Origin of the sequence: Bacillus cereus group sp. MYBKT111-2, assembly GCF_051915205.1 — a bacterium.
Classification (GTDB): domain Bacteria; phylum Bacillota; class Bacilli; order Bacillales; family Bacillaceae_G; genus Bacillus_A; species Bacillus_A paranthracis.
Genome location: NZ_JBQAEG010000001.1, coordinates 474,034 through 486,193, shown reverse-complemented (window position 1 = coordinate 486,193; position 12,160 = coordinate 474,034). Strand labels below are relative to the sequence as shown.

The following is a 12,160-nucleotide window of genomic DNA, read 5'->3' as shown; positions in this document are numbered from 1 at the left end:
GTTTCGTGTTTTCTAGTTTCGTACTAAGTTCATGTTCGTTTCAGCAAACGATACAAGAAGAAAAACAATTTGTAGGAACAACAGGAGGAACTATAGATCGTGTTACGGATCCAATTCCGCTGAAGGAGCTTCCAAAATATTTTCCAGTGAAATTTAAAGTGCCAGCGTTTTTACCGTATGACATTACGAGTGATGTGAAGGGGGAAGTCAGAACGATTGGAAAAAAGAACGCTGTCTTAATGATTAAATATAAACAGCAGGAGTCAGGTAGAAATGAGTATATTGAGTTAAATGTTGCGAACTTTCCTTATAGTTTTCCGGATCTTGTGGAAGAGAAACGATTTCAAGAACAAATGAAATTGAATAATGGAGCATTCGCTTATTTTAAAAATAAGGATGACTCCGAGCGAGGAGATGAATTTGCTGCACTTATATGGAAAGAGAAAGGACTTGAATATCAGCTGCTGTATCGTAATGCACAAGAAAATGATAAAGATGTGATTAAGAAAAATTTAGTATACATTGCAAATAATATGGAATGAAAAAACTAGCTGAATCATTCAGCTAGTTTTTGTATGTTATTATTTCTTTTTAATTTTTCCAGTCCACGTTTTGAATCCACCTTGTAATTGGTAGAAATCTTTGTAGCCTTGTTTCTTTAAGTATTGAGCCGCACGACCAGTACGGAATCCGCTTTGACAGTATAAGTAAACTGGTTGATCTTTACGAAGTTCTTTATGACGAAGGCGAATTTGTGATAATGGAATGTTACGTGCGCCTAAAATATGCCCTGCAGTATATTCGTCTGCTTCGCGAATATCGATAAGCTGTGCTTTACGGTAGCCAGCGCGAAACTCTTCTTCTGAAAGTGTTGTAATTAATTTTTTCTGATAGAAATACATCCATACAGTGTAACCGATGAACGCTACGATTACGGCTAATAAAATAATCCAAGTTGTTGACACGATTCTATCGCTCCCTTTTTTCTTATCCTACTTTCAATATTATAATGCCCGTATGTATTTATGCAACAGATTCATTTGTATATAAGAAGAAATTTCGTATTCTTTCACAAATTTTGTCGAATTTGGTAGACTAGAGAATGTGAAAAATAATTGGTTATATGAGGTGCAGGATGGGAAAAGAAAAATGGTGTTATATTAACTCTGGTCAATGTTCACCGGCATTTAATATGGCGTTAGATGAATGTTTATTAAATTGGCAAAGTGAAAAGAAAATGCCACCAACCATTCGTTTTTACGAATGGGAAGTACCGACATTAACAGTCGGGTATTTCCAACGTGTTGAAAAAGATATTAATATGGATGTAGTTAACGAAAAGAAATATGGATTCGTTCGTCGTCAAACAGGCGGTAGGGGTGTACTACATGATAAAGAATTAACGTACAGTGTTATTGTGTCTGAAGATCATCCGAATATGCCAAAAACAGTTACAGAAGCGTATCGTGTTATTTCGCAAGGTTTACTAGATGGTTTTAAAGCATTAGGGCTAGAAGCGTATTATGCAGTTCCAAAAACAGAAGCAGATCGTGAAAATTTAAAAAATCCACGCTCAGGCGTATGTTTTGATGCGCCGTCTTGGTATGAAATTGTAGTAGAAGGAAGAAAAATCGCAGGTAGTGCGCAAACACGTCAAAAAGGTGTTATTTTACAGCACGGGTCGATTCCGTTAGAAATAGATTTAGATGAGTTATATGATCTGTTTTTATTCCCGAATGAACGTGTAAAAGAACGTATGAAGAGTATGTTCTCTTCTAAAGCGGTAGCAATTAATGAATTAACAGACCGTACGTTTACAATCGAGCAGTTAATTAAAGCGTTTGAGGTTGGGTTTGAAAAAGGATTAGATATAGAGCTTGTTCCGTATGAATTAACAGAAGAACAATTACATGAAGTGCAAACATTAGCAAAAGAAAAGTATGAAAGTAAAGAATGGAATTATAAAAAATAAGAGGTGGCAATTGCCGCCTCTTATTTTTTTATAGTAAATTAAGTACTTTTTCTACTTTGATTCCTTTATCTTGTAAAGAACGAAGGCGATTGACAACGTCCATAATTTCTTTGTCAAATGTAACGCTAATACCTTGGCTTTGTAGTTCTTCTTTTAAGCTTTCAATAGAATCATCTATGTCGATGCCAAGCTCGTAATCTTGACAAACTTCAATTGTCTTTTTCACGAGTTTCACATAATTTTCTTGTAGTTTTGAATTTGTTTCAGTCAAAGCAGGTTGCTTCGGTTTTGCAGGCGCGACCGGTGCTGTCTCTTGCTTTGTAACTGGAGTTGGTACTTCTCGTTTCACAGGTGCTGGAGTAGATAATTCTACAGCTGCTTCTACACTTACTGGCTTCGGTGTCGGAGTAGGCTTAGGTGCTGTAGCAGGTGTTTCCACACGTGTAACAGGCTTTGGAGCAGGTGCAACTGCTTTTGGAGCTTCTACAACTACTTCTTTTTTCGGAGTAGCTTCTACAACTGTTTCTTCTTGTTCAGCAGCCTCTTTATTTTCTTTACTCCACATAACGCGTTCTATTTCTAGAGAAACATTATTTTTGTTCATCGCTGTTAATGTAACTTTACCAACTTCAGCGTTTCCAGTGAAATCAACAATTTTATAAATAACACTCTTGTTCCAATCCACGTTTCCGCTCAAAAATAATTCTTCGTTACATTTCGGCGTTAAGCCCTCGATTTTAATTTCTGCGTTTACACCGTTTTCACTATATACCATAATTAGCGAAGCATTTACATCTTCGTCTGCTAACATTAGTTCACGTACCATTTTGCCGGTGCGTACTTGCGTTTTCTTCTTAACTGACATCTAATTTCTCCTCTCAAAAATTCAGTAATAATAAAAAAATCGTATAACGAAAAATAATTGCTCACGAAGATTTATGATACCGATAATAAAAGCATCACGTCAACAATTAACTTTAATTATTTTGCATTTTTCTTATTTTCTTTATGAAATTTTTCAATTTGTAAAATTAGACAGAAGAAAAACAGCCTTTTGAAGGGCTGTTAAAAATTTGATTTTTTATATAGGAATTTATATAAAGCATAAAATAGGATAGCGATTAAGGCATTTTGCCAAAAGGTTAGATGATAAATGAGATAAGGTTGTTTTTTAAAATAAATATTTAAGAATATAGCGGAACAAAATGGGATAGCAAATGCGAATCCAAATAAAATTTTTCTTTTCCAATTCATTTTCTGATCAAAGGAGTACCGCTTTAATAAATATAAAATAAATAGTATACCTAGTATAATTATTGAAACAGACGAAGTAGTTCCAAGGATACTAAAAGGTGGACTTATTATTTCGGTGTTCTTTTCAAAAAAGAAAATGAAAAGAGAAGCAATGGTGTCCATTCCAAACTGTATAGCGAGAAGTAAGCTAATAACAAAGCCGATTAAAGAAGTTTTTTCTAACATTGTTTGAACCGGCAAAGCCGATATGAGTTCATCACAATAAGATTGTAAGTCATCACCAAAAATGTCATAAGCATTCTTATTTTCTGTTTGTGCTTCGATGAGATGGTCTAATATTTCTAGTAATAGTTCTTCTACTTGCTGCTCTGGCACGTTAGATAAACGAAGATAAACTAACATATCGCTATAAGCAACTTCATTTTCAGGTGTTAGAAGTTCGCGTTTTTTGTTGTTCAATTTAATCATGTCTTGTGCATTCATCCCCATCACTCCCCCTGTAATAAATTGTTCACCGTTGTTGAAACCATTCCCCAGCTTTGTTTAAATTCTTCAAGCTGTTCTAATCCTTTATCCGTTACGTGATAATATTTTCTCTTTGGCCCAAGTGAGGAGGCTTTTAATGTTCCTTCAATCAATTTTTCTTTTTGCATACGTAACAATAACGGATATATGCTTCCTTCACTTACGAATGTAAATCCGTGTTTATTTAATTTTGTACTCAGTTCATATCCGTACACTTCTTCTTGTGAAATGATGTATAGGATGCAACCTTCGAGTACACCTTTTAACATTTGGCTGTGCATGATTTCACCACCTTTTACTCAGGTAACTTGCGTTGCAAGGTAGCTATTATCCAAATTATAACATTCAGTAACTTGCAAAGCAAGTTACTGAGGTGGAAAACTTTAATGCGTGTTAATTTTTCCACGTTCCCCATACTAACGAGAGGAGGGAAGTATATGAAACCGTTTATGCCAAAACTCGTTTACTTTGAACCGAAGGCACTTGAATATCCACTTGGAAAAGAGCTGTATGAGAAGTTTACGAAGATGGGACTAGAGATTCGTGAAACGACATCCCATAATCAAATTAGAAATTTGCCGGGTGAAAATGATTTGCAAAAGTATCGCAATGCAAAGGCGACACTTGTCGTTGGAGTGAGGAAGACATTAAAATTTGATACGTCAAAACCGTCAGCTGAATATGCAATTCCGCTTGCAACAGGGTGTATGGGACATTGTCATTATTGCTATTTGCAAACAACACTTGGGAGTAAGCCTTACGTTCGCGTGTATGTGAATCTTGATGAAATATTTGAGAAAGCACAGCAATATATGGATGAGAGAGCACCTGAAATCACAAGGTTTGAAGCTGCTTGTACATCAGATATCGTTGGAATTGATCATTTAACACATGCATTAAAGCGGGCAATCGAATTTATTGGAGAAAGTGAGCATGGGCGTTTACGTTTCGTTACGAAATATTCGCACGTTGATCATTTGTTAGATGCAAAACATAACGGGAAAACTCGTTTCAGGTTTAGTATTAATTCACGGTATGTGATTAAAAATTTTGAGCCGGGGACGTCACCCTTTGAAGAGCGTATTGAAGCAGCACGTAAAGTAGCAGGTGCTGGTTATCCACTTGGCTTTATAGTTGCGCCACTTTATATGCATGAAGGATGGGAAGAAGGATACCGTGAATTATTTGAACGACTGTACAATGCACTAAAAGATTTGTCCATACCGAATTTAACATTTGAATTAATTCAACATCGCTTTACAAAACCAGCAAAAAAGGTCATTCAGGAGCGTTATCCGAGTACGAAGCTTGAGATGGATGAAGAGAAGCGTAAATATAAATGGGGACGGTACGGCATCGGGAAATACGTATACAAAAAAGATGATGCGGAAGTATTGGAAGAAACGATAAGAGGCTATATACATGAGTTTTTTCCTGATGCAGAAATACAATACTTTACTTAAGAGGAGTCTGTATACAAATACAGATTCTTTTTTGTTTTATATATTTAGGCTTGTTTTCAACTTGTCACGTTATTCTTTCTGGTGTATCATTTTATTGATTGCTTCGTACGGAATGAGCAAAATGAAATTGGATGGAGGAAACCGATGCCTACCCCTAGTATGGAAGATTATATTGAACAAATTTATTTGTTGATTGATGAAAAGGGTTATGCCCGCGTATCTGATATTGCTGAAGCGCTTAGTGTACATCCATCCTCTGTAACAAAAATGGTGCAAAAATTAGACAAAGATGAATATCTAATTTATGAAAAATATAGAGGGCTTGTATTAACATCAAAAGGTAAAAAAATTGGAGAACGTCTCGTATACCGTCATGACTTGCTAGAGCAATTTATGCGTATTATCGGTGTGGATGAAAGTAAGATTTACAATGATGTAGAAGGAATTGAACATCATTTAAGCTGGGAAGCAATTGATCGCATTGGTGATTTAGTGCAATACTTTGAACAAGATGAGGTTCGAGTGGAAACACTTCGTGGTGTTCAAAAAGCAAATGAAGAGAAAAGTAATTAAAGGGAACGTATGTCGTTTCCTTTTTTATTTCAATCGAAAAGGATGGGAGAATTATGAAAGCAATTATTTTTGATTTTGATGGATTAATTGTGGACACAGAAACAATATGGTTTCACTCTTTCAGAGACGCCGTTCGTGAGTATGGTGGAGATTTACCTTTAGAGGAATTTGCAAAGTGTATTGGAACGACAGATGATGTACTGTATGCATATTTAAATGATCAATTAAAAGAGAAGTTTAACAAGCATGCATTAAAAGAAAAAGTGAAAACTTTACATAAAGAGAAAATGAAAATAACAGAAGCTCGTGACGGGGTAAAAGAATACTTACAAGAAGCGAAAGAAATGGGATTAAAAATCGCATTAGCTTCCAGTTCATCTAGAGAATGGGTTATTCCTTTTTTGGAAGAGCTACAAATTCGAGATTATTTTGAAGTCATTAAAACGAGAGAAGATGTTGAGAAGGTAAAACCAGATCCAGCACTTTACCGAGTGGCAATAGAAGGTTTAGGGATAGATTCGTCTGAAGCCGTTGTATTTGAAGACTCGTTAAACGGATTGAAAGCAGCAATTGCGGCAGGGTTAACGTGCGTTGTTGTACCGAATGATGTAACACGGAATTTACCCTTTGAAAATCATCACCTTCGCATTGAAAGTATGAAAGATAAAAGTTTGAAAGAAGTGCTTCAAAGTATAAAGAAAGACCGTATTTCCTAAAAGGAAGCACGGTCTTTCTTTTTGTTTTTTTTACCTTCAATGACAGTTAAATGAGATTGTTTTCTTTTTCGCTTCAAAGTGGAAGGAGTACCTTTTTTCCCTTTGTCATTAGAAGCGTTTGATTTAAAGAAAGAATTGCTTAGGGGTGCTACATTTTGTTTCCCATGTTTGCGGTTCGATTGTTTTGCAGCACGCTTATAAGAGCTTTGCGAATTTGCAGAACCACTAGAGTTTGTAAACATTTTGTAGAGTAAATAAAAGATACCAACGACAGCCAACATGATACCAATATTTCTTAACACTCCCATTGGATCTGTAATGACAGATGAAACAAGGCCGAATATTGCTAATCCGATAATAAGCACAAATATAGCGAAAGTAAACGAACGACCGTTCATAAGGAACACCTCCTAAAAACATATATTAAAATTAGTATATTAACGATGAGGAAAGGAGTTGAACACCATTTTTAAATAATTATTGTTTGTTTTCTAAACGTAATAATTCTTCAAACGATGCAATGGCTACTTCCACTTGATCATCTGTTGGTTCTTTCGTTGTTAATAGTTGTAGCCATAATCCGGGATATCCAAGTATGCGTAATACTGGAATATCGCGTAATCGATTCGTAAATTGTAACACTTCAAAAGAAATACCGAGAACGACTGGAATTAATAAAATTCGGTTTAACACTCTGGCCCAAAGTGGATCTGTAGGGACAAGGAAATAAACAAACATTCCAATAATGACTGTAAATATAATGAAGCTACTGCCACAACGATAATGAAGGCGCGTTTGTTTTTGAACATTTTCTACAGTCATTGAAAGATTATTCTCATAGGCATTAATTACTTTATGCTCCGCACCATGGTACTGAAATACCCGCTTAATGAGTGGCGTTAAAGAAATAAAGTATATATAGCTCAATAATAGCATGAGCTTAATGACACTTTCGACAATGATTTGCCCTGTATGAGATGGGAAAATCGGTCTCGTTAATTCAGCTAGTAATGCAGGAACTGCTGTGAAAATGACTTTACCGAATATGAAAGATAAAACGCCAACTGCTGCAACTCCTAATACCATCGTTAATTTCGATTGTTCTTCTTTTTTATTTGCGATTTGTTCGTCTTCTTCTGGGTGGACATCAAATCGTTCTGAAGCAAAGTTTAAATGTTTTGCCCCGTTCGCGCTTGCATCCACAATAGCGGCAATCCCTCGTAAAAATGGAATTTTTTTTAGGATAGATAATGCTTTATTGCGAACGCGTGGTAATCGATAAAATTCAATCGATTTATCTTTACGACGAACCGCTGTAACAGTATATTCTCTACCGCCAAACATAACTCCTTCTATGACTGCTTGCCCGCCATATATTTGTTTTGACTCTTCTGCCATGTTAACACCAACCTGTATTTGTTTCTCTCTTATGTAGAAAAAGAGGCAATTGTCATACTGGGTTCTGTCGTTTTGAAATAAGACAATCACCGAGTTTCCTTTATTTTATCGACAAATACAAGTAGATGACAAGGAAAAATGTTACGAGAGTCGGACATTTCTTATTCTTTTTATAGACAAATTTCGCAGTATTTAAACATGGTTCAAAATAGTTTCGGGCATACTATTGAGCGGAGGTGTTAATGTGAGTCAAGAACATATAGGAACAAGAAATTTTGTGCAAATTGGTTTATTTGGTGGACTCTTTTGGGGAGGAATATGGTATTTCCTTCATATATTTTCATTTACAGAAGCGGGACCGAACTATTTACTTCTACCATTTGCCTTTGGAAGTTGGAAAGAAGGGGTATGGGGAAATGTGTCAGGAATTGTTTGTATGGGACTACTTTCGATTTTAATTGCCTTTTTGTATAAAGCGTTTTTGGCAAAGTTTGAAGGAGTTCTTCCAGGGATTATTTATGGTCTATTTTGGTGGGCGTTACTATTTTTCGGAGTGGGGTTAATAGCGCCTGCTATTAAAAGTGCACTCCATTTACCGAAAGAAACAATTGTGACGACGATATGCATTTTTATATTGTATGGTGTATTTATAGCATACTCTGTTTCTTACGCAGTAAATACCAATAAGGCCGAGCGAGAAGGGGAAGAGAAGACAAACTATTCAAACAAGTAACTCCTATGTTAAAATGTTATATAGACATTTAATATTAAGGAGTTTTAAGCATATGAAAAAGGTACTCCTCGTAAACGGTCCTAACCTAAATCGCCTCGGTGTCAGAGAGGTAAATGTATATGGAAAGGGCACGCTAGCGACACTTGAAGCAGATATGAAGCAAGAAGCAGAAACAATGGGAGTGGAGTTAGAATGTTTCCAATCGAATCATGAAGGTGCGATTATCGATCGTATTCATGAGGCGGAAGATATATATGAAGGGATCATTTTAAATCCTGGAGCATTTACGCATTATAGCTATGCGATTCGAGATGCAATTGCAAGCATTTCGATTCCTGTTATTGAAGTACATATTTCTAACATTCATCAGCGTGAGTCGTTCCGTCACGAATCTGTGACGGCAGCTGTTTGTGCGGGACAAATTGTTGGATTTGGTTTTTATGGCTATAAGTTAGCGTTATTTGCATTAATGGAGAAATTGAGGGAGGCATAAAGTAATGGAGAAAATCGAAAGATTAAGAAGTGCATTTGATGAGGCTGGTATTGACGGTATTTTGTTAACAAATGAACATAGTCGTAGATATATGGCTAACTTCACAGGAACAGCTGGTGTTGTACTCATTTCGAAAAACCACGCTCAATTTATTACAGATTTCCGTTACGTAGAGCAAGCTACTAAACAAGCGGTTGGATACGAGATTGTACAGCATGCGGGATTAATTATCGATGAAGTTGCAAAGCAAGTGAAAGAATTAGGAATTCAAAAGCTTGGCTTTGAGCAAGATACTCTTACATATAGTTCTTATTCAGCTCATAAAGAAGCGATCGATGCTGAATTTATCCCAACTTCTGGGCTTGTAGAAAAGTTACGCTTGATAAAGACTGATTCAGAGATTAAGATATTAAAGGAAGCTGCACAGATTGCAGATGCTGCCTTTGAACATATTCTATCATTCATTCGCCCGGGAGTATCTGAAATTGAAGTGTCAAATGAACTTGAATTTTTCATGAGAAAACAAGGAGCAACATCTTCTTCGTTTGATATTATCGTTGCTTCAGGTCTTCGTTCGGCATTACCGCACGGCGTGGCATCTGAAAAAGTGATAGAAACAGGAGATTTCGTTACATTAGACTTCGGCGCTTATTACAAAGGATATTGCTCTGATATTACTCGTACGATTGCAGTTGGTGAACCATCTGATAAATTGAAAGAAATTTATAATATCGTTTTAGAAGCACAATTACGTGGTGTGAACGGTATTAAAGCTGGTTTAACTGGCCGTGAAGCGGATGCGTTAACGCGTGATTACATAACGGAAAAAGGATACGGTGAATACTTCGGACATTCTACTGGTCATGGAATCGGTCTTGAAATCCATGAAGCACCAGGTTTAGCATTCCGTTCTGATACAGTACTTGAACCAGGTATGGCTGTAACAGTAGAGCCAGGTATTTATATTCCAGGTATTGGCGGCGTACGTATTGAAGATGATATCATTGTGACAAGTGAAGGTAATGAAGTAATTACGAAATCACCAAAAGAACTTATTATTTTGTAATACACAGGAGGATTTTTTTACATGATTTCAGTAAACGATTTTCGTACAGGTTTAACAATTGCAGTGGATAATGGCCTTTGGCAAGTACTTGATTTCCAACACGTAAAGCCAGGTAAAGGTGCTGCATTCGTTCGTTCTAAACTACGTAACCTTCGCACAGGTTCTGTTCAAGAGAAAACATTCCGTGCTGGTGAGAAAGTAGAAAAAGCACACATCGAAAACCGTCGTATGCAATACTTATACGCAAGCGGTGAGGCTCACGTATTTATGGATAACGGAACTTATGAGCAAATCGAACTTAGTGAAAAACAAATCGAGCGCGAGCTTAAATTCCTAAAAGAAAACATGGAAGTATCTATTATGACTTACCAAGGCGAAGTACTTGGTGTTGAACTTCCAAACACAGTTGAATTACAAGTTACAGAAACAGAGCCAGGTATTAAAGGTGATACTGCTTCTAACGTAACAAAACCAGCTACATTAGAAACTGGCCTTGTTGTACAAGTACCAATCTTCATTAACGAAGGCGAAACACTTATCATCAACACTGGTGAAGGTAAATACGTTTCTCGTGCATAGTAGAAAAGCACTCGTGATTATCACGAGTGCTTTTTTTATAGAAAATAGGGCAAATAATAAATCGCTGTTATAACAAAACTAACGAAGACAAGTGAAAGGGTACCCATAATATATGGAGTTAAAATAATTTGAAATGGTTTTATTTCACCAGTTTCAATGCCAGTCAGTGTTTTACTGATTGCGTGATCCGTAATGTTGTTTCTATGATTACTCATAATAATTAGCCATGTAATTGCAAATATTGCTAAACTACCAAGGAAAAAGGCTTCCATGAATGACCAGCCGACCAATGATGAAAAAAGATAAATAAGAGCTAATTCTACTACAACGGTTAAACTAATTTTCAATGCCTTCATATTTTTCCTCCTCATTTTGTAATTCCAACCAGTTTAAAAATTTTTCACGTGACACGACGTGCAGAGAGCAAGATGACCTTACTTCTTTCTCTAGTGCAGCGTGTTCGTATGGAAACTTATTTTCCACATGCAATGAAATATAAGGTAGTTTTTCTTGTGCTTTTAAAGAGCGAATATTATTCGTTTTAGCACCAGCAAATACATAGGAAAGTTGTAAGTCTAAAAAAGCAATCTTAAAAATTTCTTTTTTTGCAGCCTCATTATATCCTTTTCCCCAGTATGGATAGCCGAGCCAGCTGCCAATGTGAGATTGTTTCTTCTCGTAATTAATATGTTTAAGTGTGGTGAGACCAATTATTTCATTCTCTGCATTTACAATCACTCTCGATAAAGACTTCTTTTGGCGTTCTTCTTCTATGGCGAAAAGAAGGAATGCTTTCGTGTCTTCGATTGTTTCTACTTTTATTCCTAATGCGTTTTTTACATGTGGATCACTTGATAGCTTGAAAATCGCATTTGCATAACGGAAATCGAGTGGTAGTAAAGTAATTCGTTGCATCATTTTCCCTCCTTTTCAATAAATATACCATAAAATACCATTATTATTAAGAATATTCAAAATATTATAGGCGGTAGATAAAAATTATGTTTTTAATTCTGAAATAGACAACCTCTGCATATGGTTGTACAAATATATTCTTTTTTAGCACATGCACTAGTAACCGTTATGGGAGAAGGTGGGAGAATGAAACAGTGGCTAGCGGCAATGGAAACATCTGTGCTTGTAATGGGGCTGCTTCGGTTGTTTTCAGGTAGCGCGGAAATATTCGCCGCTTTGCTTATGCTTTATGTGAATGATGCGAAGAAAGCATTGTTTATAAATGGTATGTTGGCGTTTGTTGGACCGACCGTATTAATTTTAACAATGACAATAGGCATAGCGAGTGTGGCAAGTGAGATCTCTTTCTTGAAACTCTTTTTTCTAGCGCTTGGAATTGGCTGCATTTTTATCGCGTTGTTGAAATAAGTAAG

At 36.2% G+C, this 12,160-nt stretch carries 18 protein-coding genes; 10 read left to right on the top strand and 8 right to left on the bottom strand.

Annotated elements, in window-relative coordinates:
• Positions 1–5: 5 nt before the first annotated feature.
• Positions 6–542: a hypothetical protein gene (locus tag ACTFNE_RS02550; RefSeq protein ID WP_033694824.1), complete on the top strand. Its 537-nt coding sequence runs from the start codon at positions 6–8 to the stop codon at positions 540–542.
• Positions 543–581: 39 nt separating this feature from the next.
• Here ACTFNE_RS02550 and ACTFNE_RS02545 read toward each other — a convergent pair whose 3' ends face one another.
• On the bottom strand, positions 582–965 hold the full coding sequence (locus tag ACTFNE_RS02545; protein ID WP_000108655.1) for a rhodanese-like domain-containing protein: 384 nt from the start codon (positions 963–965) through the stop codon (positions 582–584).
• A 170-nt stretch (positions 966–1,135) separates the two neighbouring features.
• On the opposite strand from ACTFNE_RS02545, the gene ACTFNE_RS02540 reads away from it, so the two are divergent.
• Positions 1,136–1,972 (top strand): lipoate--protein ligase family protein, encoded by an 837-nt coding sequence (locus ACTFNE_RS02540; RefSeq protein WP_046197839.1) that lies wholly within the window; start codon positions 1,136–1,138, stop codon positions 1,970–1,972.
• A gap of 28 nt (positions 1,973–2,000) precedes the next feature.
• Here the strand turns inward: ACTFNE_RS02540 and ACTFNE_RS02535 are convergent, their stop codons facing one another.
• The 3 genes from ACTFNE_RS02535 to ACTFNE_RS02525 all read right to left on the bottom strand — a co-directional run bounded on the left by ACTFNE_RS02535 (position 2,001) and on the right by ACTFNE_RS02525 (position 4,032).
• Positions 2,001–2,837, bottom strand: a complete 837-nt coding sequence (locus tag ACTFNE_RS02535; protein ID WP_029439901.1) for a hypothetical protein — start codon at positions 2,835–2,837, stop codon at positions 2,001–2,003.
• 200 nt (positions 2,838–3,037) lie between these two features.
• A complete protein-coding gene (locus ACTFNE_RS02530) occupies positions 3,038–3,709 on the bottom strand; it encodes a DUF1129 family protein (protein ID WP_002156727.1) in 672 nt (223 codons plus the stop codon).
• A 5-nt stretch (positions 3,710–3,714) separates the two neighbouring features.
• Entirely contained in the window at positions 3,715–4,032 is a 318-nt protein-coding gene (locus ACTFNE_RS02525; protein ID WP_000556083.1) for a PadR family transcriptional regulator, read from the bottom strand.
• Between the two features lie 156 nt (positions 4,033–4,188).
• On the opposite strand from ACTFNE_RS02525, the gene splB reads away from it, so the two are divergent.
• From splB to ACTFNE_RS02510, 3 genes are all read left to right on the top strand, one after another.
• Positions 4,189–5,214, top strand: a complete 1,026-nt coding sequence (gene splB / locus ACTFNE_RS02520; protein WP_074563457.1) for a spore photoproduct lyase — start codon at positions 4,189–4,191, stop codon at positions 5,212–5,214.
• A gap of 144 nt (positions 5,215–5,358) precedes the next feature.
• Positions 5,359–5,787, top strand: a complete 429-nt coding sequence (gene mntR / locus ACTFNE_RS02515) for a transcriptional regulator MntR (RefSeq protein WP_001143073.1) — start codon at positions 5,359–5,361, stop codon at positions 5,785–5,787.
• A 53-nt stretch (positions 5,788–5,840) separates the two neighbouring features.
• Positions 5,841–6,503 carry an HAD family hydrolase gene (locus tag ACTFNE_RS02510; protein ID WP_046197841.1) on the top strand — a complete coding sequence of 221 codons (663 nt, stop codon included), beginning with the start codon at positions 5,841–5,843 and terminating at the stop codon, positions 6,501–6,503.
• Here ACTFNE_RS02510 and ACTFNE_RS02505 read toward each other — a convergent pair.
• Together ACTFNE_RS02505 and ACTFNE_RS02500 are read right to left on the bottom strand one after the other, a co-directional pair.
• A complete protein-coding gene (locus ACTFNE_RS02505; RefSeq protein ID WP_001978909.1) occupies positions 6,500–6,901 on the bottom strand; it encodes an SA1362 family protein in 402 nt (133 codons plus the stop codon). The genes ACTFNE_RS02510 and ACTFNE_RS02505 overlap by 4 nt on opposite strands.
• 79 nt (positions 6,902–6,980) lie before the next feature.
• Positions 6,981–7,901 (bottom strand): DUF1385 domain-containing protein, encoded by a 921-nt coding sequence (locus tag ACTFNE_RS02500; RefSeq protein WP_270705367.1) that lies wholly within the window; start codon positions 7,899–7,901, stop codon positions 6,981–6,983.
• Between the two features lie 244 nt (positions 7,902–8,145).
• Here ACTFNE_RS02500 and ACTFNE_RS02495 point away from each other — a divergent pair, with 244 nt between their 5' ends.
• The 4 genes from ACTFNE_RS02495 to efp are packed head-to-tail and all read left to right on the top strand — an operon-like array spanning position 8,146 to position 10,772.
• Positions 8,146–8,634: a YqhR family membrane protein gene (locus ACTFNE_RS02495; RefSeq protein ID WP_000076576.1), complete on the top strand. Its 489-nt coding sequence runs from the start codon at positions 8,146–8,148 to the stop codon at positions 8,632–8,634.
• A gap of 52 nt (positions 8,635–8,686) precedes the next feature.
• A complete protein-coding gene (gene aroQ / locus ACTFNE_RS02490) occupies positions 8,687–9,127 on the top strand; it encodes a type II 3-dehydroquinate dehydratase (protein WP_000757087.1) in 441 nt (146 codons plus the stop codon).
• A 4-nt stretch (positions 9,128–9,131) separates the two neighbouring features.
• Positions 9,132–10,193, top strand: coding sequence for a Xaa-Pro dipeptidase (gene pepQ, locus ACTFNE_RS02485; RefSeq protein WP_046197842.1), 1,062 nt, complete (start codon positions 9,132–9,134; stop codon positions 10,191–10,193).
• 21 nt (positions 10,194–10,214) lie between these two features.
• A complete protein-coding gene (gene efp / locus ACTFNE_RS02480; protein ID WP_046197843.1) occupies positions 10,215–10,772 on the top strand; it encodes an elongation factor P in 558 nt (185 codons plus the stop codon).
• Between the two features lie 35 nt (positions 10,773–10,807).
• Here efp and ACTFNE_RS02475 read toward each other — a convergent pair whose 3' ends face one another.
• Positions 10,808–11,128 carry a hypothetical protein gene (locus ACTFNE_RS02475; protein ID WP_046197844.1) on the bottom strand — a complete coding sequence of 107 codons (321 nt, stop codon included), beginning with the start codon at positions 11,126–11,128 and terminating at the stop codon, positions 10,808–10,810.
• Positions 11,109–11,687, bottom strand: coding sequence for a GNAT family N-acetyltransferase (locus ACTFNE_RS02470; RefSeq protein WP_270705393.1), 579 nt, complete (start codon positions 11,685–11,687; stop codon positions 11,109–11,111). The genes ACTFNE_RS02475 and ACTFNE_RS02470 overlap by 20 nt, the downstream gene beginning before the upstream one ends.
• Positions 11,688–11,873: 186 nt before the next feature.
• Here ACTFNE_RS02470 and ACTFNE_RS02465 point away from each other — a divergent pair, with 186 nt between their 5' ends.
• Positions 11,874–12,155 (top strand): YqhV family protein, encoded by a 282-nt coding sequence (locus ACTFNE_RS02465; RefSeq protein WP_000816054.1) that lies wholly within the window; start codon positions 11,874–11,876, stop codon positions 12,153–12,155.
• Positions 12,156–12,160: the final 5 nt, after the last annotated feature.